20 protein-coding genes are annotated in these 20,838 nt (G+C 56.8%); 14 read left to right on the forward strand and 6 right to left on the reverse strand.

The features are described from left to right. Nucleotides 1-20 precede the first annotated feature (20 nt). From H8S59_RS01835 to H8S59_RS01870, 8 genes are all read left to right on the forward strand, one after another. On the forward strand, nt 21-470 hold the full coding sequence (locus H8S59_RS01835; RefSeq protein ID WP_187520287.1) for a DUF7832 domain-containing protein: 450 nt from the start codon (nt 21-23) through the stop codon (nt 468-470). Nucleotides 471-531: 61 nt separating this feature from the next. Next, nucleotides 532-1,113, forward strand: coding sequence for a hypothetical protein (locus H8S59_RS01840; RefSeq protein WP_187520288.1), 582 nt, complete (start codon nt 532-534; stop codon nt 1,111-1,113). A gap of 69 nt (nt 1,114-1,182) precedes the next feature. Further along, nucleotides 1,183-1,557 carry a hypothetical protein gene (locus H8S59_RS01845; RefSeq protein ID WP_187520289.1) on the forward strand — a complete coding sequence of 125 codons (375 nt, stop codon included), beginning with the start codon at nt 1,183-1,185 and terminating at the stop codon, nt 1,555-1,557. A 10-nt stretch (nt 1,558-1,567) separates the two neighbouring features. Next, nucleotides 1,568-2,113, forward strand: a complete 546-nt coding sequence (locus H8S59_RS01850) for a hypothetical protein (protein WP_187520290.1) — start codon at nt 1,568-1,570, stop codon at nt 2,111-2,113. Between the two features lie 63 nt (nt 2,114-2,176). Continuing rightward, nucleotides 2,177-2,506: a DUF7716 domain-containing protein gene (locus tag H8S59_RS01855; RefSeq protein WP_187520291.1), complete on the forward strand. Its 330-nt coding sequence runs from the start codon at nt 2,177-2,179 to the stop codon at nt 2,504-2,506. A gap of 91 nt (nt 2,507-2,597) precedes the next feature. After that, complete coding sequence (locus H8S59_RS01860; protein ID WP_187520292.1) at nt 2,598-3,065, forward strand: DUF4303 domain-containing protein; 468 nt, start codon at nt 2,598-2,600, stop codon at nt 3,063-3,065. Between the two features lie 46 nt (nt 3,066-3,111). Next, complete coding sequence (locus H8S59_RS01865; protein ID WP_187520293.1) at nt 3,112-3,702, forward strand: SMI1/KNR4 family protein; 591 nt, start codon at nt 3,112-3,114, stop codon at nt 3,700-3,702. Nucleotides 3,703-3,792: 90 nt separating this feature from the next. After that, nucleotides 3,793-4,380, forward strand: a complete 588-nt coding sequence (locus H8S59_RS01870; RefSeq protein ID WP_187520294.1) for an SMI1/KNR4 family protein — start codon at nt 3,793-3,795, stop codon at nt 4,378-4,380. A 7-nt stretch (nt 4,381-4,387) separates the two neighbouring features. Here H8S59_RS01870 and H8S59_RS01875 read toward each other — a convergent pair whose 3' ends face one another. From H8S59_RS01875 to H8S59_RS01890, 4 genes are all read right to left on the reverse strand, one after another. After that, entirely contained in the window at nt 4,388-5,002 is a 615-nt protein-coding gene (locus tag H8S59_RS01875) for a hypothetical protein (protein WP_187520295.1), read from the reverse strand. A 131-nt stretch (nt 5,003-5,133) separates the two neighbouring features. Then, nucleotides 5,134-8,277: a CusA/CzcA family heavy metal efflux RND transporter gene (locus tag H8S59_RS01880; RefSeq protein ID WP_187520296.1), complete on the reverse strand. Its 3,144-nt coding sequence runs from the start codon at nt 8,275-8,277 to the stop codon at nt 5,134-5,136. 24 nt (nt 8,278-8,301) lie between these two features. After that, nucleotides 8,302-9,636: an efflux RND transporter periplasmic adaptor subunit gene (locus H8S59_RS01885; protein ID WP_187520297.1), complete on the reverse strand. Its 1,335-nt coding sequence runs from the start codon at nt 9,634-9,636 to the stop codon at nt 8,302-8,304. A 66-nt stretch (nt 9,637-9,702) separates the two neighbouring features. Further along, a complete protein-coding gene (locus H8S59_RS01890; protein ID WP_187520298.1) occupies nt 9,703-10,941 on the reverse strand; it encodes a TolC family protein in 1,239 nt (412 codons plus the stop codon). Nucleotides 10,942-11,472: 531 nt separating this feature from the next. On the opposite strand from H8S59_RS01890, the gene H8S59_RS01895 reads away from it, so the two are divergent. Then, complete coding sequence (locus H8S59_RS01895) at nt 11,473-12,147, forward strand: heavy metal response regulator transcription factor (RefSeq protein ID WP_187520299.1); 675 nt, start codon at nt 11,473-11,475, stop codon at nt 12,145-12,147. Beyond that, nucleotides 12,144-13,535 carry a heavy metal sensor histidine kinase gene (locus tag H8S59_RS01900; RefSeq protein ID WP_187520300.1) on the forward strand — a complete coding sequence of 464 codons (1,392 nt, stop codon included), beginning with the start codon at nt 12,144-12,146 and terminating at the stop codon, nt 13,533-13,535. The genes H8S59_RS01895 and H8S59_RS01900 overlap by 4 nt, the downstream gene beginning before the upstream one ends. 27 nt (nt 13,536-13,562) lie before the next feature. Here H8S59_RS01900 and nfsA read toward each other — a convergent pair whose 3' ends face one another. Beyond that, the gene (gene nfsA / locus H8S59_RS01905) at nt 13,563-14,384 is read right to left on the reverse strand and encodes an oxygen-insensitive NADPH nitroreductase (RefSeq protein ID WP_187520301.1); all 822 of its coding nucleotides are present in this window, start codon (nt 14,382-14,384) and stop codon (nt 13,563-13,565) included. A 466-nt stretch (nt 14,385-14,850) separates the two neighbouring features. Here nfsA and H8S59_RS01910 point away from each other — a divergent pair, with 466 nt between their 5' ends. Continuing rightward, nucleotides 14,851-15,138 (forward strand): hypothetical protein, encoded by a 288-nt coding sequence (locus H8S59_RS01910; RefSeq protein ID WP_187520302.1) that lies wholly within the window; start codon nt 14,851-14,853, stop codon nt 15,136-15,138. A gap of 396 nt (nt 15,139-15,534) precedes the next feature. On the opposite strand, the gene H8S59_RS01915 is transcribed toward H8S59_RS01910, so the two are convergent. Next, nucleotides 15,535-17,361 carry a hypothetical protein gene (locus H8S59_RS01915; protein ID WP_187520303.1) on the reverse strand — a complete coding sequence of 609 codons (1,827 nt, stop codon included), beginning with the start codon at nt 17,359-17,361 and terminating at the stop codon, nt 15,535-15,537. A 761-nt stretch (nt 17,362-18,122) separates the two neighbouring features. Between H8S59_RS01915 and H8S59_RS01920 the strand changes: the two genes are divergently transcribed. The 3 genes from H8S59_RS01920 (at nt 18,123) to H8S59_RS01930 (ending at nt 20,793) form a co-directional block, all read left to right on the forward strand. Further along, a complete protein-coding gene (locus tag H8S59_RS01920) occupies nt 18,123-19,052 on the forward strand; it encodes a helix-turn-helix domain-containing protein (RefSeq protein WP_187520304.1) in 930 nt (309 codons plus the stop codon). A gap of 145 nt (nt 19,053-19,197) precedes the next feature. Next, the gene (locus H8S59_RS01925) at nt 19,198-20,085 is read left to right on the forward strand and encodes an arginase family protein (RefSeq protein ID WP_187520305.1); all 888 of its coding nucleotides are present in this window, start codon (nt 19,198-19,200) and stop codon (nt 20,083-20,085) included. 288 nt (nt 20,086-20,373) lie between these two features. After that, on the forward strand, nt 20,374-20,793 hold the full coding sequence (locus tag H8S59_RS01930) for a GFA family protein (protein WP_187520306.1): 420 nt from the start codon (nt 20,374-20,376) through the stop codon (nt 20,791-20,793). The last annotated feature ends 45 nt before the right edge of the window (nt 20,794-20,838 follow it).

Below are 20,838 nucleotides of genomic sequence, written 5' to 3' on the forward strand. Positions count from 1 at the left end.
CGCTATGACTGGAGCAACACATGAAATACGACGATGCCTCCTGGCACTACCTGGGCACCTTCCCCAAGCATCTGCCAAAAGCTGCTGGCGCCACTCATATCGGCATGTTTCTCGCCTGGATGCTGATGAATGACCTGGCCAGTGAAGAACTGGAAGAAGACGCCGAGAGCGGGCTCGCCCGACTCAAGGATCGCACCCTCACCGGGGCACAGTTTCTAATGACCGTACTGGATGAAAAACTGACCGACCAGGAGTTCTCTGAAACCGGCAATGCATTTGCCGTTGCCTACTACGAAGGTTTGAACAACGACAGCCGTTACGTCGACGACTACCTGCTGACCTTTGGCGTCAGCATTAAAACCCTCTACAGCGTTGAGGACAGCTGGGCCCATTACGACCAACTGTCTGCCGCGATGGATGCACGTTTTGCGGCCTGGAATGCAGCCGGGCGGCCCGAACATATTATTTGAACGAGCCTGGCGAGGAGCATGACGTTTATTCGACATCAACCTACTGTCAGTGGGAAATAGCATGGATGAGTCGTTGCAGGCATTTGAACGTTTTGTGGTGCAATTCAATGCGTGGCCTGATTCCCTCGGGCATCTCACCTTTAACGCCGCCCCGGCTAGTCTTCCGGCCATCGCCGAGAGCCCGCAAGCGGGCCTCATGCGCAAGTATTTCGAGCGCATAGACCTCTCGGCTGAACCCATGATAGGCGCAGATTTCGGTCTGGAACTTTATGGTCCACTGAGGCTGGAAAAAGCACAGCAAGGTTGGAATGTCACAGACAATGACGACCCTGCGTGGGGCTGGAAAGAAGGCTTCACTGTCTTCGCGGATCGCAACGGCGATGTGCTGGTTTATGACCGCCACGATGCCTGTTCTGCCATTTACGGATCGATTCAGAAAAGATCGTTCAAGGTCGCTTCAGATATCGTTTCATTGCTCAACGCCTTACAAGCCGGGATCACGGTGCAATTGCAGGAATTCAACGATGACACCCTCGACGACGACCTGAGTCCCAAACCTGCCTTTCTGGATAGAGTCAGAGACGTAGTGAGTCATGTTGAGGGCGCCGACGTGGATGGCTTTATGAAGTTCTTTTTTGAATGAACACGTGGGGCTGATCTTATATTCAGTGGCCGCCCCAGTCTTTTAATCCAACTCAATGAGTGGACGCCAATGAGCCTGCTCTACACCGACAAAAATCCGCCTGCGAGTGCTGAAGACATCGCTATGGCCATGCAACAGTGCGGTATAAAACCGGAGGCATGGATAACCGGATTCTGGGCGCAGCGCGACGGCGCGATGATCGAAGACCTTGTGCAGATTTATTCCACGGACATGATCGCTGAACGCCAACAGACCTACGAAATAGCGGAGTATTTTCCTGATCACCTGCTGATTGGTGACGACTCCGGCGGTCGCTTTGTATTACTGGAGCGCTCCGCAGAGCCCCGGTTTTACCTGCAGGACTCGGGAGATCCTTTCATCGATGACGCAGCGGTTTTTTCATCCCTTGAGGCATTGATCAAAGCTGTCGTTGAAGAGGACTGAGCGTAACCGAATGGAAGACATGCAACCCGTACACGACCTAACCCACAAGCTTGGCTATCAGGCGCTGTCCGCGCAACAGCAAAGACTGGTGATCGCCAGCTATACGCTCAGAAGTCTGCGTCTGGTCGAGATGTTTGATCGTCTTTATAACCAATGTCTGGCAGATCTTTTCTGCCGGGGCCTATCGGCGTACGTCGCCGGGCGAGCCAGCGAGTGCAGCGACCTGCACGCAGAGATCGAGGCCCACATACCTGACACCGATGACTTCGGTGAGCAGGAAGCGAGCTATGCACAAAACGCGTTTATCGCCCTGTTTTATCTGATAGAAGCGGCGGTCACCGACGACGCGGCTCTATTGCAGCGCAGTATCAACATGACCCTGGAAAACGTTGACTTGCTGTATTACGAACGCGACCCTGACTACCTACAAATGGAACTGACGGCCGCAGAGCAGCATGTTTTCGATAACTTGCTGGAGCAGGCCGCAGCAACTCCTTCGACAGCGCCAGCCAACCTTGAATTAATCGAAGCAATGACTTCACCCCATAGGCTGTGATTGTTTTTCAGCCTGACGGAGTGGTTTGATACAACGGATTGAACAGCCTGACGTGAGGGCCTCATGAAAACTTACAGCATTCGCGAAGTACTGCAGAATATCGCAGACATGCCTGACAGCTGGTTCTACTTGCCAGCGACTCAATGGACGCTGGATACCCGCGGCGCGTTCTCATTGGACAGCCGGGATTTCGCTCCGGATTCCACCGATTACCTGCCCCCGCAGGTGGCCAGTGAAGGTTGGGTAGCGACACTGGAAAAGGCCATGATCGAGGACGTCATCTTCAACGCCGACCAGCAATTGACTCACGCATCGCTGGAGAACTACTTCCAGGCCTTTGAGTTCTTTTACCAAAACGACGCGTTCATGGAATTTCAGCCAGACCCGCGCTGATGAACGATGATCGTTAGCCATAACCCGCCACGAGAAAACCATGTCGACTTTGAATATCGAGCAGTTTCAACGAGATGTCCTGAAGGCGTCCATGAGCGCCATCGAACAGTTTCGAGCGGACTTCCCGAACGCACAGGTCTGCGGATTCGCGCTTTATTCCGACGGCGATGCGCGAACACTGGTACCCGCCTTTAACACTCAAGACCATTTGGAACGTGTCATAGCTGAAAACTCCGATGATTGGCAATACTTCAAGTGGTATCCCGCCGAATGGAGCCACGAAGCCTACGCCGACGATTACTTCCAGGATTTATGCAAAATGCTCTGGGATCTGGCCGACGCGACCACCGAGGACAATTTCGTGGCACATCGCAAACATATATTCGAGCAATGTGTCATCGCCCTGAAAAAGCTGACGACGACGTTCGACGATGCCATTTATGTGTTTGCGGTTTCTGACTTTGAATGCCCGGAAGACGAGATTGCCTGGATGAACGCTCTCAACACTCCAGAGCAAGCCGATGAGTTCAGGACATGGATGGAGTCACCCTCCAGCTGAAAACGCGAATACCGAAATATTCAATAGCTATACAAGGACTTCAATCATGAGCATCGTCGATACCTACCTCGCCGGTTTGCACAAAGCCTTACCAGCCGAACAACTCAATGAGCTGAAACATGCACACGGCGCTTCAGCGGCTGACCTGCAGCGGCTCACCGATCGTTATCCGTTGTGCCCGGCAAGCCTTCTTCAATTGCTCGGCCAGATCGACGGCACGCATTACCGGGATTATCCGGACGGCAGAGTCATGGTCCTGATACTGGGCTCCGATGTATTCGAGTACCCCTACTACCTCAGTTCGGTCGATCAGATCCTTGAAGAAATTGAGACTTACACCCGAAGCATTGAGCAAATTTATGCAGGCTATCTTGACGAACCCGACCTCGTCGGCCCCGGGATCGACATAACGCTGAGCATGCATGAACGGCTGTGTTTCTCGCACTGCATGAACAATGGCGGCAGTTCCAGACTGTATATCGACTTCAATCCAGCCCCCGGCGGCAATGTGGGTCAGGTCGTACGCTACCTTCACGACCCCGACAGCTACAAGGTGATTGCGCCGAGCTTCGATCACTACCTGCAACAGTTGATTGATGACAACTACGCCTTCGTTTTCGAGGCTGAAGACTACTGATGTCTTTGTGAATCCAGGGTTTTCCTGCCCTCCCCCTGAACGACAAATGTGGCAACCTGAATTCAGTTTTTCTTTTCAAGGCACTCCATCATGAGCCTCGTCGACACTTATCTCGCCGGTCTGCGCCAGGCCTTACCTGCCGAAGATCTCGATCAACTGAAAGATGCACACGGCGCTTCTGCGGCAGACCTGCAGCGGCTCACCGAGCGCTATCCATTGTGCCCGGCAAGCCTGTTACAACTGCTTGGCCATTTCGACGGCACGCATTGGGAATATCCGGACGCCGAGTTCGTAGTGCTGATACTGGGCTCCGACCTGGCCCGTTTTCCTTACTACCTGAATTCGGTAGAAGACATACTTGCCGAAGCTAACGGCCCTTGTACCGAAAGCATCGCAGAAATTTATGAAGGCTGGCCGGATGAGGAAGGCGAGCTGGCCGGAGAAGGCATTGACCGCACGGTGGGCATGAACGAGCGGCTTTGCTTTTCCAACTGTCTCAACAATGGGGGCACTTCGAGACTGTATATCGACTTCAATCCGGCCCCGGGCGGCACAGTGGGTCAGGTCATGCGCTTTCTGCATGACCCGGATAACTATGAAGTGATTGCGCCAAGCTTCGATCACTATCTGCAACTACTGATTGATTACGACTACCAGTTCATTCGCCGGGAAACCTGACGCCAGCTTACTGCCAGGGAAATGAGCGGTGGGTCACTCGCTGCAACGGAATCGCGACCGCGGAAAAACGCGCTTCGATCTGCAGGCACTGATCGCCGGTGATACGCTCTCCCAGGCACAAGGGCAACGCCCGACATCCCGCTAGCGCGCTGGCAATGTTGATTTCAAGAACGGCGCTGACCTCCCGCGCCGCGACACTCAAATGCTCAGGCGCACATTCAGCCAGAAAAAGATCGTACTCGGCATACAAGTCCCGCGCCAAACCGGGTTCTGCTGCCTTTGGGTCGTCACCACCGGGCACCTCCAGAAAGGCATCTTGCTCAGAGTAATGCGCAAGGGCGATGGCGTAGTCCTCCAGGCTGGAGTGCGGCTGCTGTCGCTTCTGTACAGACAACACGTCTGCAAATGTAGCCGCTTCCAGGCACGACGACAGATCGTACTGGGCGCCAGGCTCAAACGCGCGACAATCGTCCTCAAGGCGCGTGAGCAGGTAGAAGCGACTGTCCAACAGTGCGGTGTCGCCCTGAACGTAGACCCAGGCGTATCGGTTCCATACATCCCGATCATCAGAGCATGCAGCGATAGCCTCTACTGTCTCGCGAAACGAATTAAGCTTTAACATTCTGCAACGTCTCCTGGCACGCAATGAGCGGTGACTATACCAAGGCTTCGTCTTTGCTACAGAGGTAGCCAGACGCTATAAAAAAGCCCGCAACAGTCACCTGCCGCGGGCTCTCACTTCCAACGCCTGGACTAGGTCGGTTCTTCTTCCCGACGATGCGCCCATTGGTACAGCGCAGGCAGTACCAGCAGGGTCAGCGCGGTGGACGACAATATCCCACCGATCACCACGGTTGCCAGCGGACGCTGAACTTCTGCTCCGGTGCCGGTCGCCAGTGCCATCGGAATAAAGCCCAGCGACGCCACCAACGCGGTCATCAACACCGGGCGCAAGCGGGTCAGAGCCCCTTCGTTGATCGCATCGCCCAGCGAACGCCCTTCCTCGCGCAGATTCCGAATGAACGAGATCATCACCAGGCCGTTCAGCACTGCCACACCCGACAACGCGATGAAACCAACTCCCGCCGAGATGGACAGTGGAATGTCCCTCAACCAGAGCGCCATGACGCCGCCGGTCAACGCAAACGGAATACCGGTGAAAACCAGCAAACCGTCTTTCAGGTTGTTGAACATCATGAACAACAACGCCAGCACCATCAGCAGCGCCACCGGAACCACGATCTGCAAACGCTTGGCAGCGGACTGCAACTGCTCAAACTGGCCGCCCCAATTGGTCCAGTATCCCGCCGGAATTTGCACGTCGCGTTCGATGGTCTCGCCCGCCTCTTGAACAAACGAGCCGAGGTCGCGACCGCGTACGTTAGCGCTGACAATGACCAGACGCTTGCCGTTTTCCCGACTGATCTGATTCGGCCCCAGCACCAGATCCAGACTCGCCACCTGAGACAGCGAAATGAAGCTGATCTGCTGATTAACGCTGCTTGCCATAGCAGGCACAGGGATCAGCAGGCTCGACAGTCCGGCCACATCCGTTCGCAGCGTTTCAGACAATCGCACCACCATGTCAAAGCGACGATCACCCTCATAAAGAGTACCCGCCTGGCGCCCGCCTACCGCGATGGCAATGGCATCCTGAACGTCGCCCACATTGAGGCCATAACGTGCGGCCTTGTCACGATCAATATTGATCGTCAGCACAGGCAGCCCCGTAGTCTGCTCGACCTTGACCTCGGACGAGCCCGGCACCTTCTGCAAGGTCGCAGCGATTTTCGCGGCAGTCTGGTTCAGCACTGCCATGTCATCGCCGAACACCTTCACCGCAACGTCGCTGCGCACCCCCGAAACCAACTCGTTGAAGCGCAACTGAATCGGCTGCGACAACTCGTAGTTACTGCCTGGCACCGTCGCAGCGGCCTGCTGCAAGTCAGCAATCAATGCCTCGCGAGACTTGCCAGGATCTGGCCATTCACTTTGCGGCTTGAGCATCACGTAACTGTCGGAGATGTTCGGCGGCATGGGGTCCGCAGCGATTTCTGCCGTACCTGTCCGGGCGAACACCCGCTCGACTTCCGGCATTTTCTCGACAATGGCTTTTTCAAGACGCTGCTGCATGTCCACCGACTGGGTCAGGCTGGTGCCTGGAACGCGCAGCGCCTGCAACGCGAAGTCGCCCTCACTCAAGCTTGGGATGAACTCACTGCCCATGCGACTCGCAGTAAATCCGGACAACACAATCAGCACCACAGCGACAGAGAATGCTATCGACCGGTGGCTCAGTACCCACTTCAAAACCGGTGCGTAGCGCAGGCGCGCAGTGCGCATCACCACGCCCTCTTCTTCCTTGACCTTGCCGGTTACAAACATGGCAATGGCCGCCGGTACGAACGTCACCGACAGGATCATGGCGCCCAACAGCGCAATCACCACCGTGAAAGCCATCGGATGGAACATTTTGCCTTCAACACCCGTCAAGGCGAAGATCGGCAAGTAAACAACCATGATGATCAACTGGCCGAAAATCAGCGGACGACGCGCCTCCCTGGCCGCTGCAAACACCTCATGAAAGCGCTCGGATCGGGTCAACATCCGCCCGTATTTCTGCTGGGCGTGAGCCAGTCGGCGGATAGCGTTTTCGACGATCACGACTGCGCCGTCGACGATGATGCCGAAGTCCAGCGCGCCGAGACTCATCAGGTTGGCACTGACTTTATTGGTGAACATTCCGGTGAAGGTGAACAGCATGGCCAGCGGAATTACCATGGCGGTGATCAACGCAGCACGGATATTACCGAGGAACAGGAACAGAATCGCGATGACCAGGATGGCTCCTTCGATCAGGTTCTTCTTCACGGTCGCGATGGCTTTTTCAACCAGATTGGTCCGGTCATACACCGTGATCGCCTCAACACCTTCGGGCAATGAGCGATTGATATCAGCCAGTTTGGCGGCGACGGCCTGGGAAACCGTGCGGCTGTTTTCGCCGATCAGCATGAACACCGTACCGAGCACCACTTCACGGCCGTTTTCAGTGGCAGCGCCAGACCGTAACTCCTGACCGATGTCCACGTCGGCCACGCTGCTGACCCGGATCGGCGTGCCCTGGACGTTAGCGATGACGATATTGGCAATGTCCTGCACCGTGCCCAGTTGACCCGGCGCGCGAATCAGCAATTGTTCGCCGCCGCGCTCGATGTAGCCCGCGCCGATATTGGCGTTGTTGCGTTCGAGGGCGGCCACCAGGTCGTTCAAGGTCAGCTTGTACGCGGCCAGTTTTTTCGGATCAGGCGCGATCTGATACTGCTTGGCAAAACCACCGATGGTGTTGATCTCGGCGACGCCTGGCACATTGCGCAATTGCGGCTTGATGATCCAGTCCTGAATCACCCGAAGATCGGTCGGGGTGTAAGGCATGCCGTCTTCCTTCAGCGCGCCCTCCTTCGCCTCTACCGTCCACAGAAAAATTTCGCCAAGCCCGGTGGAAATCGGCCCCATGACCGCATCGACGCCCTCAGGCAACTGATCCTTGGCAATTTGCAGACGCTCGCCCACCAACTGGCGGGCAAAGAACAGGTCCGTGCCGTCTTCGAAAATCACCGTGACCTGCGACAGGCCCGAGCGCGACAGGGAACGAGTCTGTTGCAGCCCTGGCAGGCCTGCCATGCTGGTTTCAATGGAAAAGGTCACGCGCTGTTCAGTCTCCAGCGGCGAAAAACCGGGCGCTGAGGTGTTGATCTGCACCTGCACGTTAGTGATGTCAGGCACAGCATCAATGGGCAGTTTCTGGTAGCTGGCAATGCCGAGCCCTGCCATGAGCAACACGGCAAGCATCACGACGATGCGCTGCTCGATTGCGAATTGGATCAACCGTTCAAACATGACGTTGTACTCGTGCGAAGCAGATCAATGGGAGTGCTCAGCGGAGCCTTTACCCAGCTCGGACTTGAGGATAAAACTGCCAGCGGCGGCCACTTGAGTGCCCGCCGTCAGGCCTTGAACGATTTCCACATAACCGCCATCGCGCCTGCCGACTTTCACCGGGCGCAGCTCAAAACCTTCGGTATTTCGCACGAACACCGAAGTCTGGTCTTCAACGGACTGAATGGCAGATTCAGGCAGGCTGACCGCCGCATTGGCTTTTTCCGCGGTCACATCAACAGAAACAAACAGCCCCGGACGCCACGCGCCCTCGGGGTTGGCCAGCACCACACGCACCGCAGCCGCGCGGGTTTGCTCGCCCAACAGATTGCCGACGTAGCTGATGCGGCCCTCGACCTGGGCATTCAGGTCTGGTGCGCTGACGGTGACCGCGCGACCTACCACGACTTTGTTCAAGTCCTTGGGCGCCACGCCAAAGGTCGCCCAGACCCGCGACAAGTCGGAGAGCGTGAATGCCGAGGTGGTGTCATTGACCACCTCGCCTATGGCCAGGTGCTTTTCGACGACCACCGAATCAAAGGGAGCGATCAGCTCATAACGATTGCCTGCGGAGGATTTCAGACTGGCACCGATAGCACTCAGCTTCTGCCGACCGTTGGCGTAGCTGATGTCTGCTTCCTGATACGCCTGACGCGCCAACAGATAATCCTGCTCGGCGGAAATCTTGTCTTCCCAGAGTTTTTTCTCGCGTTGCATCGTCAACCGGGCGAGCTCAAGACGGCGCTGTGCCGCATTCAACTCGCTGCGCTGATCGGAGATTTGTTGACTGGCGATCACGGCCAGCACCTGGCCTTTTTTCACCGACTGGCCGAGGTCGACCTTAACCTCTTCCACCACCCCGCCGACCCGCGGTACAACGTGGGTGGTGCGATCTTCGTCAAAGCGAATTTCGCCGGGGAACGTGACAGAAGTGCTCATCGACCGAGGTGCAGCGACGGCTAGCTCGATGCCAGCTGACTTGATCTGTTCAGCGTTGAGTTCGAGCTTGCCTTCTTCTTCGTGGGAGTCTTCGGCCCCTTCAGCACCGTGACCCTTTTCGCCATGCTCTTCATCACCATGGCTTTCTTCGCCGTGCGCTTCGTCAGCGTGGCCTTTCTCATCCACCTTGCCATCGCTGTGGCTGTCATTTTCCGCGTGCCCCTTCTCGTCTGCATGCCCTTCCTCTTCGGAGTGTTCATGCTTCGCGTCCCTGGCCGCTTCCGCCGCAACGGGAAGCCCCTGATTGCCCAGCGTCAGGCTGCCCAGACCAATGATTGCAACCACCGCCAGGGCAATGGTCATACTTCGTTTGTTATCCATGGATGCTCCCGGCGATCACGTACGGATGTACACAGCGATGCGCCCGATAAATGCGAAAAGTGAGGGTTAAGGATTGGCAGTAAACGCGGTGATGTCGCCGTAGATGCGCTCGACAGTCACTCTGGCGTCCGTGGCAATGGCCAGCGATTCGAGGTACTGGCTGCGCGCCGCAATCAGCGTGCGCTGTGCGTCGAGAACTTCGAGAAAGCCGAATTTGCCCATCTCGAAGCCACGGGTCGCAGCATCCACCGCGCTTTTCGCCGAGGGCAAAATCACCTGATTGAAGGACTCGACTTCTTTACTGGCGGTGGCCCACTGATCCAGCGCTGCCTGGGTCTGGGTGCGCAATCTGAGTTCTACCGCGTTGCGTAAATCACGGGCCTGGTCTGCACGGCGTGACGCGGCCAGGACATTGCCCTGATTACGGTTGAACAGCGGCAGCGGTGCCGATAAGCCGACCACATTGACTCGCTCACGGTCTTCGCGGCTGTACTGGCTACCAATGCTGACAGTGAGGTCGGGGATGCGCTGCGCCCGCTCCGAGCCCAACGCCGCATCACGCTGCTCAATCTGGGCGTGGGCCAGACGCAGCTCCGCAGATTGATTGATAGCCGTGAGCATCCTCGCCGCCGACGGCGACTTGCCCGGCGACAGCTCGGCGTACTCCAGACGATCAAACGAAGAAACGGACGAGCCTGTCGTGCGCGCCAGATCCCGGTAGCTATTGGCTTTCAGAGTTTCGGCGCGGCGCACCAGCAGGTCGGTTTCGGCCAGTTGTACCTGCGCGCGGGTCACCTCGACGGGCGAAGACTTGCCCGCACGCACACGCCCGTCGGCTACTTCCAGGCCGCGTTGGGCCAGGGTGTGGGATTGCCGCGCCAGTTCCAGACCGGTTTGCGCACGCACTGCGGTGTAGAAAGCCTGGACGACTTCGGCACGCAGCTCGTTGCCCCGTCGCTCCAGTTCGATCTGTGCAGCATCCTGGGATCGGCTGGCCGCTTCAACGCGGGCACCGCGCTTGCCGCCCAGTTCCAGCGCCTGACTGAGCATGACCGTGGTGGTGCTGGTGTTGCGACGAGTGTCCTCGACCTCCCAGGACAACTCCGGGTTGGGCATCAGACCGGCCTGCTGCTTGTCACCCTCGGCGATGCCAATTTCCCAACGTGCGGCGGCGAGGTCCGGGTTTTCCGCAAAGGCTGCCTCGATGGCCTGAGGCAGGCTCAAGCTTTGAGCAGTCGCAATACCGGGCGCGGTGAATGACAGTAACAGGGCGTAAAGCAAACCGGTTTTCACGGTGGGCTTCATGTCTGTTACCAAGGAAAAAACTTTATGCCTGAGCGGGTTTGCACTGCTCCCGTCGCGCCTTTGCATATGACTAACCACCCCATCAAATAACCAGAACAGACTCCGGCTGCGTTCAGCGGAGTTGGATGCGGGGACTTTATGCAAAGGGAGTTAGCAGAAGGATTACTGAAAAATTACAATCCTGTCATTTAAGGAAAGTTGCAGTCGCTCGCTATTACACTGCGCGACGCAATGAAATGACCGCCCCCGAAGACATAAACAGCAATAACTTAAAACTTGCTTTTTAAAACGTTGACAGGGCTAACACTTTAAAGCTTATTCCATTGAGAGCAGGCAAAAAAATCTCTGTATTCAGCCACCTGCGGGGTTGACCCTGAAGTGGCTACAGACTCCAGAATCCGCCCACATTCGACAGATCGCGCAAAACTGCGGACTGCCAGGACACTATTGCAGTGGTGCAGTTTGAAAGCAGGCTGTTTTAAACAACAAAGCCCGCGACATTTATCCACCCTATTAATACAGGACACTGATATGCGAATCCTTGTTGTAGAGGACGAGCCGAAAACTGCCGAGTACATGCATCAGGGTTTAACCGAGAGTGGCTATGTTGTGGACCTGGCCGTCACCGGACTTGATGGGCTTTATCTGGCTCAGCATCAAACCTACGATCTGGTCATTCTGGATGTTAACCTGCCCGAAATGGACGGTTGGGAAGTGTTGACCCGGCTGAGAAAAAACAGCAATACCCGGGTCATGATGGTCACAGCCCGTGGTCGTCTCGAAGAGAAGGTTCGGGGCCTGGAGATGGGGGCTGATGATTATCTGGTGAAGCCGTTCGAGTTTCCCGAGCTGCTGGCCAGAGTTCGGACCCTGATGCGTCGCAGCGAACAGGCCGGTTTGCCCGAAGTGCTGCGGGTCGGCGACCTTGAGCTGGACCAGGGACGACACCGGGCATTTCGTGGCACTCAGCGCATTGACCTGACGACCAAAGAGTTCGCCCTGCTCCACCTGTTGATGCGTCACAGCGGTGAAGTCATGTCTCGCACGCAGATCATATCGCTGGTGTGGGACATGAACTTTGACTGCGACACCAACGTTGTCGAAGTCTCGATCCGCCGTCTGCGGGCGAAAATCGACGAGCCTTTCGAACAGAAGCTGATCCACACCCTGCGCGGCGTCGGCTATGTTCTGGAAGTGCGTGAATGAAACCCACGCGTCTTTCCACACGGCTGGGCCTTGCCGTAACCGCCATGAGTGCCGTGCTGGTATTGGTAATGGCAGCGTTCGCCTACGCGTCCATTTCCCATCAGCTGGATTTCCGAGCGAGGAACGGTCTGCAGGAAAAGCTGGAGCAAATCGAGCACAGTCTGTCAGAGAGCTTCAATTCCGTTGCTGACGTGGTGCTTGCGCCTCACCACCTGCGTGACCAGATTGTCGGGCACGATGACTTGACCCTGACCATCCTCGACTCGAGCGTCCCGAGAAAACGCCTGCTGAGCCTGGGCCAGGATGAGCAGATGGTGCCTCCTGTGCCCTTGGGCGAGGACAGCCGGGGGGATTTCCAACGAGTGGAATCCTCGACCGGTCACGAGATATTGATTGCCAGCAAACACGTGCGCCTCAAAGGCGGCCAGAAGGTTCTGGTGCTGCTCGCGCTCGACAGAGAAAGCGATGCGTTGTTACTCGGCGCCTATGTGAAATCCACACTCATTGCCTCGCCGCTTATCCTGCTGCTCGTTGGCGGTTGCGCATGGTGGATCGTGCATCGCGGGTTAAGACCCTTGCGCGCATTTCGCAAAGTCGCGCACAAGGTATCGGCCCGGGATTTGTCCCATCGGATGCAAGCTGCCGGACTCCCTGACGAACTCCGTGACCTGGCCCACGCGGTCAACGTGATGCTCAACCGACTGGCCGAGGATATTCAGCAACTGGCGCAATTTTCGGATGACCTGGCCCATGAACTGCGCTCACCCATGAACAACCTGATGGGCAAGGCGCAAGTCACCTTGTCCCGAGAGCGACCACCCGAGGAATACAAACAGGCGCTGGAGTCATGCACCGAAGAACTTGAGCGTCTGTCATTGATGGTCTCCCAGATGCTGTTCCTGGCCAGCGTGACCCAACCCTCGGCGCTATTGACGTTTACTGCCGTGGATCTTGAGGAAGAAGCCAACAAGGTCGCCGAGCTTTTTGATCAGTCAGCGGAAGAAAAAAACATGACGCTGGTGGTTCAAGGCAGTGCCCAGACCTTCGGAGAAAGACTGATGATCCAGCGAGCGATCTCCAATCTGATCTCCAACGCCATCCGTCACGGCAATCCCGGCAGCACAGTGACCATCACCCTCGCCAGCCATGCCAATGAAGTCTCTCTGGCCGTCAGCAACCTGGGCGAAGGCATCGAAGCCGAGCACCTGCCGCGCCTGTTCGACCGCTTTTACCGCGTACACGCCAGCCGCTCCCGACAACAGGGCGGCACCGGTCTGGGGCTCGCGATTGTTCGCTCCATCATGACTGTTCATCAAGGGCGCGTGACGGTGGAGAGTGAGCTGGAACGGGTCACGACTTTCAGGCTGGTTTTTCCGCGAGCGAAGTGAGTGATTCACCGAACTGAGCCGGGCCTGCTAGCGCAGGCCGAAGCCCATTTGCTGTAGCGCACTGACCAACTCTTCACGCCCATGCAGGCTGGAAATACTGCGCAAGCGATTCACAACTTGCTCAGACCAGCCCGCAGCCTTCATACCCTCCTGCTGATAAAAGGCGCCGAGGCGCTGATCATATTGTTCTATAGAGGACAGTTCCGACTCCGCGCTGTAGCGCTCATGGTGCAAGACCGCCGCCTGGGGCAAGCGCGGCTTTACCTGCGCTGGACGCTCAGCATCGGGATAACCCACGCACATCCCGAATACCGGGTATACCTGAGGCGGCAGCTCTAATTCCTTCGCGACACTTTTGATGTCATTACGTATCGCGCCGATGTAGACGCTACCGAGCCCCATCGACTCCAGAGCCACCACAGCATTCTGGGCGGCCAGCGACGCGTCGATAGTGCCCAACAACAGACTCTCGATATAAGGCAAGGCTTCGAGCTCGACGCCCGCGCGCGCTGCTACTCGGGATACTCTGGAGAGGTCGGCGAGCCAGACCAGAAACAGCGGGGCCTGGCGAATGTAGGCCTGATTACCAGCAAGCTCCGCAAGGCGCGCTTTGCGAGATGGATCCTGGACAGCGATCACGCTCCAGACTTGCAGATTTGATGAAGTTGCCGCCGATTGCGCGGCAGCGATCAACGCTTCAAGCGTCCCTTCTGGCAGCGGCTTGTCGTTGAAGGCGCGGACGCTGCGATGGTTTACCAGTTGGTCGAGAATCGGGTTCCAGTTCTCGGGAATCGTTGAGTCTGTATCGCCGTAGCGTAGGGCCAGACCGTGCTGGGTTGCTTGTGTCATGAAATCTCCAATCAGGCCGTAACCGGGAAGAGCCTTTGATGAACTCGTATTTTTAGTCCGAAGACAAATTAGCATGCGACGAAAATTGCGGTTAGACGATATCAGCGGATGGCGATGGCGAGTGGTTGCTACAGCGTGAGCCTGGTTAGGAAATTACATTCCACTTGACGACCCATTTGCATCCGACCTTACCAAGCGTTTGTATCGAGCCTGACCAGCACACGGCGTCTCCATGACCGGTAGCAGTCGGCCCCGATAGCGGTCTTTGCAGGCAAGATTAGGCGGCTAAGATGATCAGGTCTGGTGCCAGCGTTTGCTTCTCAGTTCAGTGCGCCATGCCGTTTAGCACTGTCTTGAGGATCTCTGATGCCGCCGACGTGAGCGAACGTGATCAATGAGTTATGATTCTGCCGCTCAACGGTGGATTTGCTTATGACTTTTCCTGACCTAGGCTTTAGGTACCTCCATGGAACTGCACCTAACATTGGTGTTGGAAATAGAAAAATTCGAGAGCTGGGAACAGCCTTGGCGTTTTTATGAGGTCTTGTCAGCATCCACCTCTCTCGATGCTGATGCACGTGAGATGTTGCACATCGTATGGATTGCAGCAATCGAGTACCCAAGCTGGCGGATGAGCAACGAACTTGAAGCTAGTTGCTTACTCGCAGACGCTCGCCTCAAGTCAGATTTCCCTTGGCTTTCCGAGCAGGCGCGGCGGCAGTTCGTGAACGCTGTCGCTTATCTATGGCGTTAGCGCTGGACTTGGCATCTTTGTTGACTAAGCAAGCAGATCGTAGGCGCAATCAGTAACCACTCTTAACCATTAGCTGCCTTCGGTTAAGGCAGCTTAAGACCCAAAGCAGACATTTCGCTTGAGGGCTACGGGAGAGCTAATCCCGGGCGGTCTGCTTCAGCGCTCACATTCATTGGTTTGTCTTTAAGCATCGCATATGCCCAAGCAGGGCAATGGCCGGCTCAATGCTGTCGTCTGAAGGTACCAGCAGGGCTTGAGGATTTTCGGGATTGATCACTCTCAGTTCGATAAATCATGGCAACCGCTGCTGCCACGGACGGCCTGATAGATGATCCGGCTAGCGTTACGTCGCCCGCGAACCATTTGCCCCATGGGTATTTCGTAAGCGCTCATGAATCATCTCCCCCCAACCGAAAACCGACGTCCTGAATACGTTCCCTGAAAAAAATCTATCCCCTTGCCCGTATAGCGCATTACGTTTTGGTTCAAACCCTGATATTCACCAGAGCCTTTGCTATAGGCAAAACCCGCGCCGATGACCACGACCCGAGCGTCGCCAGCCCCTTCCACCATCGAAGGATAATATCCAGATACGAGCACCAGCCCCAACTGGCTGCCGGGTTGCAGGAGCAAGCGCCAACGCACAGGCTCGTAAGAAGACAGAACCAGCACAGTCGGTTGGCGACTCGGCTTGACCTCGACCTGCACCGTCCCCGGCGCGTGCGTCCCGCCCCCATGCACGCCTTCGGCCGCCTCGTACACACCGACCCCTTCGACTTGAGCTGTGGCTGCTAGTGCCTTGAGCGGGGCGAACTCGACCCGTTGAACGATGCTCTGGATCTGCTGGGCCTGGGCCACTTGCGCAGTTTGACGTTCCGCCAGTTGCGCACGCCACAAGGCCAGGGGCTGTGGCAAGCCGGTAGCCAGATCGTGATGAAATGTGATGCGGTTACCCTCGACCAGCGCCATGACATCGAACGCCGGCACATAATCCAAACGTGAAGCTTTGTAACGCGGATCGCTCAGCGGAGCGATTGTCTGGCTGGCCACCTCGTAGATATAGCGCCGGGCATCAGTGGCGCGTAGCCCCGGCGCAGTACCTTCGAGCAGGATCTGCCCCACTTGCGGCGTAGTGGTGACCCGCGTCAAACGCAAAGGTGCGGTATCAATCCGAGTCAACGCTAATTGCGATACGTCCAGTAATACCAACCCTTCGTCGATACCGTAGTAACGCGTGCCGTCGCGACTGGGATTATTGTTTTCCAACCCCGCGAACCTGCCGTAGCCGTCAACATCGAGCTGAGCGACGACCCTCACCTGGACTGGCCCCGATTGGCGCAGGACCTGGATCTCCACGTTATGCTGCCCGCCGAGCAGCAGGTAATGGTCAGGTTTACCGGGCATTGGCAACGCCCGGTTCCAGCTGCGCGGCATGCCAAGATCAACGATCTGGCCACTGTCGAAATCGATAAGCTGTGCACCGCCACTGCTGATCTGGCCGAAAACCGCTGTATGGTCATCCAGCCAGAAAAACGCATGGCCCATGGCGTCTGGGATACGTACCACTTCAGTGCCACTCGCGGCGTCTACGATCGACAGCAACCGCCCTGCGTCGCGCGCGTAAAGGCGGCCATTGGCGGATAACTCGCTGAGGGTGCCTTGGGTGGTCTGCCAAGGATCACGGTGTAGCACCTCGCCGCTGTGCAGGTCGACCACTGCGAGATCATTGCCGCTACCCAGCAATGCGATGGCGGCTTGGCGCGCATACTTGATCTCGCGAATACCGCTTTTTACCTGCACCAACCCGACAGGCTCACCCACGGCTTCACGCAACGGCGGCTTCGCCAGTAGCTGACCCGCTTCGATAATGCCGAGCCACTGCGTGATGCTCTGCTCTTGGTCATCCAGACACTGACTGTGGCCCACCGACGCGTTGATCGCTTCACGGCTCTGGTACCACTTAGCCTGGAAACCCTGCGTGCAACTCAGCGCGCGAATTTTCAGGCGCGAGTTCAGTTCCAGACCAAAACCGGTTTTGGCCTTGGGTGTGGCGCTGTCGATAATCCGCTGGATCTGTAGCTGGCGGGTGGGCCCCAGCGGCAACGCGGCGACCAGCTTGTCCTCGGAAGTCAGCGGCAAATAACGCTCAAGCCAACTTTCCACGGGTCGGTACCCAGCCACTATCGCGACGGCTGCCAACAGCGGCAGGATAAAACGGTTCATGCTCATTCCTTTGATAGGGGCGTCGTTGGTTGTATCGGCTATACGAGGGAGTGACTTAAATTGCATTTACGCAGTAGTACCGGCCATTGCGCTTTCCATGGCATTAGACTGCGCTCAAGATCGATCTCTGCCACTAAAGAAGACGTTGTCTGCTTGTCAAATCCAACCAAATGATTGGTCAAATCCATGCGTTTACGCACAAGCCCTCAGAACGAGACTATGCCCACGCCCCCCTCCCTGCAAACACGCGCACACGGGTTACCACAACGGGTGCCCCCACTCTCCCAAAGCACGCAGGCAACCAGTGGCAAGGAAATCAAGAAGAGAACTTGCAAGCCCGGCGAACAAGGCTGTTATGCCGGGCACTGTGATCGACGTCACGCAGGGGCTGGGGTATCGCCGACTACCATCTAGCGCGCCATTAACCGACCTGAGTTGATCAGCGACGCGGCTCGCGCCCACGTGCCCGAGTTCTTCGGAAAAGATGGGCTAAGTCCCGAATCTGCTGGTTGGCAGTCTGGCTACCAGCGAGCAAACTGGTCGCCATCCTTCTTCCGACCACGTCCCATTCTATTTTTGCTACTGCTGATCGTTTGACTAAAGAACCTCTGACCATCAACGGAGGCCTGCTGTAGTTCCAATGGAAAACCTCGCAGCCAGAGACGTATCCAGTTGCATCACGTTGCCGCATGCCTCCACTTTGCCGAATATCTGATACGGTGATTTGCAAAGTTTTGACAGCCTATTCACCGGAGCGCCCCATGGCGATTGTCTTTCCCACTGCACACATTGATGCCAAGGAGCGTTTCGATTATTGGCAAGATGTCGTCTGCTCGACTTACACACCCACCACGAACCGCCAGTTAACAGATGAGCTGTTCGATGGCTCACTGGACGTCGCGACCAAGGGCAGTGTGTTATTCAGCCGAATCAGATCGTTGCCGGTGGAGTACAAACGCCCCCGAGACGACCGGGGCAACGGCACGTTTTTCCTGACTCTTACTTTGTGCTCCGAGGCTTACATCAGCCAGTCCGGCCGAACGTCGCTTCAACGTCCTGGAGACATCGTCCTATACGACAGCGCTCAACCCTTCACCTGCACCCTTCCCGCTGGCGACGATCAGATAGTACTGGCGGTACCTCGCTCGCTGTTGCTGTCCCATATTCCTCATTACGAAGGTTTTTTAAGCCGAACACTGGAGAGCCAGTCGCCGCTGGGCGGGCTCGCAAAATCAATGCTGCTGGAGATGTGGAAGGCCGAGACGCCTGATGCTGCCATCGGCGACCGGCTCAATGGGGCGCTGCTGGATGTGTTGTCCAGCGCGTTCGAAACAGCTTATGGCTCCCTGACGCCTAAACAGGTATCACACCGGCACAAGCAGCTTGCCGCAGTAAAACAGCACATTCTGGCAAATCTTGGTCAGACCGGGATGAGCGTGGAAAGCATCTGCTCCGCCGTGCACATGTCGCCAAGAACATTGAACAGACTCTTTGCCACGGAAGGCACCACGGTCATTCGCTGGCTGTGGCAGCAGCGACTTTCCGCCTGCCATGATGCCCTGCTGAAAAAGTCGTTCACGCACGTCAGCGACGCCGCATTGAGCTTTGGCTTCAGTAACCTCTCGCACTTCAGCCGGGCGTTCAAACAAGCCTACGGCATCTCCCCTCAGCAACTGCTGCATCGAGCCTGATCACACTTGGCATTCTGAGCACAGCACCTGGCGCGTACGACAAAGCGGCCTGCTCTTTTCACGCGCACTATCAACAGTGCGCGACTTAGCTCGCGCCAACTGTGACCAATCAATGATTCAACTTAGCCAACCTAATGGTGAACACATGGCTAACGCCTCAGATAAAACCCTACGTCTGTTATTCCCGCAGTGGCAAGGTGGCAACAACGCCCCGTATTTCTTCGGCGCTCAATTGCTGTCATGGCTCGCTCCCGAGGCGAACGGCCCCGTGGAGGAAGTGCATGTCCCTGAGCCCGATGGCAAAACGCTGCAAAACGAAAACGGTATCGTTGCTCATCAGGCCTTGCTTGAGCAATTGAGCCATGCGCAGCAACTGATCGAGAAACATCAACCGGACCGCATGGTTGTGCTCGGCGGCGACTGCCTGGTCGACCTTGCCCCCTTTGCTTATCTCAATGAACGCTACGACGGCGAGCTGGCAGTGCTTTGGGTCGACGCCCACCCTGACGTGCTGACCCCTAAGGAATTCGAGCACGCGCACGCCATGGTGCTGGGTAACCTGCTGGGCGAGGGGGACCCGGACTTTGCCCGGGCAGTGAAGCGCCCGCTGAAACCGGCGAATGTCATGTATGCCGGTCTGCAGCAAACCATGGAAGTCGAAACCGCCACCATCAAGCGCCTCGGCCTTCGCAGCGCGAGTCCTGCTGACCTGGCGAACACCAGCGAACCGGTGCTGACATGGCTCAAGGAGACAGGGGTCAGGCACTTGGCTATCCACCTTGATCTGGATGTGCTGGATCCGAGCCTGTTTCGTTCACTGCTATTCGCCCAACCCAACGTCCCGGATGACACCTTTGAAGGGATCGCTCAAGGCAAGATGACCATGGATCAAGTTGTGCGCCTGCTGCGCGATGTGGCAAACGTCGTGGATGTGGTCGGGATCGGTGTCGCTGAGCATCTGCCTTGGGACGCGCTTGCGCTGAAAAATATGTTGGCTGGCCTGCCATTGCTGGGTGACGTTTGCTCGCGGTGAGGCTGGATGCAATCTGCCTGATATGAATCACTGATGACGTGGGACCGGCTTTAGCCGGGAAGGCGGTATTTCTGGCGATGACGATTCATCGCCTGCCCCGCCCTCTTCCCGGCTAAAGCCAGTCCCACGTCGTCAATCAGCTTGCGGACAGACATAGAATCTCCCACAAGTCCGGCGGTATACCGGCCTCTTTGTAAATGAGTTCGCGGAAACTGTGTCTGCTGGCCAACATGTGCACCATCCACTCTAAACGGCTACCCTGTTGAATTACCTCAGGAGGAACAGCCCGTGATCAAGAAAGTCGGCCCCACTGAAATAAAACCCAAACATCGTGCATCGTGCCACTGCGGCGCGGTGGTACTGGAGCTGGATTTACCCAATGGCATTGTCGATCCTCGGCGCTGCGATTGTTCGATGTGTCGCCGCAAAGGTGCCATCGTTGCGTCGGTCGCGCTGGACGGTGTCAAAGTCATTCAGGGCCAGACCCAGCTCAAGCTCTATCAATTCAATACCCGCACAGCGAAGCATTATTTCTGCGGTAACTGCGGGATTTACACCCATCACCAGCGGCGCTCCTCACCGGACCAGTACGGCTTTAATCTGGGCTGCCTGGAAGGCGTGAACCCCTATGATCTGGGGCAGATCAAGACCAGCGACGGCGTCAATCATCCTGCCGACCGCGAGCCACCGACCAACGCACCCGGCTGAATGCAATATCAGCCTTCCGGCCTCGCTGCATTGGGTCGAAGGCTG

It is taken from the genome of Pseudomonas folii (assembly GCF_014357575.1).
GTDB lineage: Bacteria > Pseudomonadota > Gammaproteobacteria > Pseudomonadales > Pseudomonadaceae > Aquipseudomonas > Aquipseudomonas folii.

Coding starts and splice junctions, on each gene's coding strand:
- nfsA (WP_187520301.1), bottom strand. CDS start 14,384: ATGACACAAGCAACCCAGCACGGTCTGGCCCTACGCTACGGCGATACA.
- H8S59_RS01880 (WP_187520296.1), bottom strand. CDS start 8,277: ATGTTTGAACGGTTGATCCAATTCGCAATCGAGCAGCGCATCGTCGTG.
- H8S59_RS01850 (WP_187520290.1), top strand. CDS start 1,568: ATGGAAGACATGCAACCCGTACACGACCTAACCCACAAGCTTGGCTAT.
- H8S59_RS01845 (WP_187520289.1), top strand. CDS start 1,183: ATGAGCCTGCTCTACACCGACAAAAATCCGCCTGCGAGTGCTGAAGAC.
- H8S59_RS01855 (WP_187520291.1), top strand. CDS start 2,177: ATGAAAACTTACAGCATTCGCGAAGTACTGCAGAATATCGCAGACATG.
- H8S59_RS01890 (WP_187520298.1), bottom strand. CDS start 10,941: ATGAAGCCCACCGTGAAAACCGGTTTGCTTTACGCCCTGTTACTGTCA.
- H8S59_RS01925 (WP_187520305.1), top strand. CDS start 19,198: ATGGCTAACGCCTCAGATAAAACCCTACGTCTGTTATTCCCGCAGTGG.
- H8S59_RS01920 (WP_187520304.1), top strand. CDS start 18,123: ATGGCGATTGTCTTTCCCACTGCACACATTGATGCCAAGGAGCGTTTC.
- H8S59_RS01875 (WP_187520295.1), bottom strand. CDS start 5,002: ATGTTAAAGCTTAATTCGTTTCGCGAGACAGTAGAGGCTATCGCTGCA.
- H8S59_RS01835 (WP_187520287.1), top strand. CDS start 21: ATGAAATACGACGATGCCTCCTGGCACTACCTGGGCACCTTCCCCAAG.
- H8S59_RS01915 (WP_187520303.1), bottom strand. CDS start 17,361: ATGAACCGTTTTATCCTGCCGCTGTTGGCAGCCGTCGCGATAGTGGCT.
- H8S59_RS01840 (WP_187520288.1), top strand. CDS start 532: ATGGATGAGTCGTTGCAGGCATTTGAACGTTTTGTGGTGCAATTCAAT.
- H8S59_RS01910 (WP_187520302.1), top strand. CDS start 14,851: ATGGAACTGCACCTAACATTGGTGTTGGAAATAGAAAAATTCGAGAGC.
- H8S59_RS01870 (WP_187520294.1), top strand. CDS start 3,793: ATGAGCCTCGTCGACACTTATCTCGCCGGTCTGCGCCAGGCCTTACCT.
- H8S59_RS01860 (WP_187520292.1), top strand. CDS start 2,598: ATGAGCGCCATCGAACAGTTTCGAGCGGACTTCCCGAACGCACAGGTC.
- H8S59_RS01900 (WP_187520300.1), top strand. CDS start 12,144: ATGAAACCCACGCGTCTTTCCACACGGCTGGGCCTTGCCGTAACCGCC.
- H8S59_RS01865 (WP_187520293.1), top strand. CDS start 3,112: ATGAGCATCGTCGATACCTACCTCGCCGGTTTGCACAAAGCCTTACCA.
- H8S59_RS01895 (WP_187520299.1), top strand. CDS start 11,473: ATGCGAATCCTTGTTGTAGAGGACGAGCCGAAAACTGCCGAGTACATG.
- H8S59_RS01885 (WP_187520297.1), bottom strand. CDS start 9,636: ATGGATAACAAACGAAGTATGACCATTGCCCTGGCGGTGGTTGCAATC.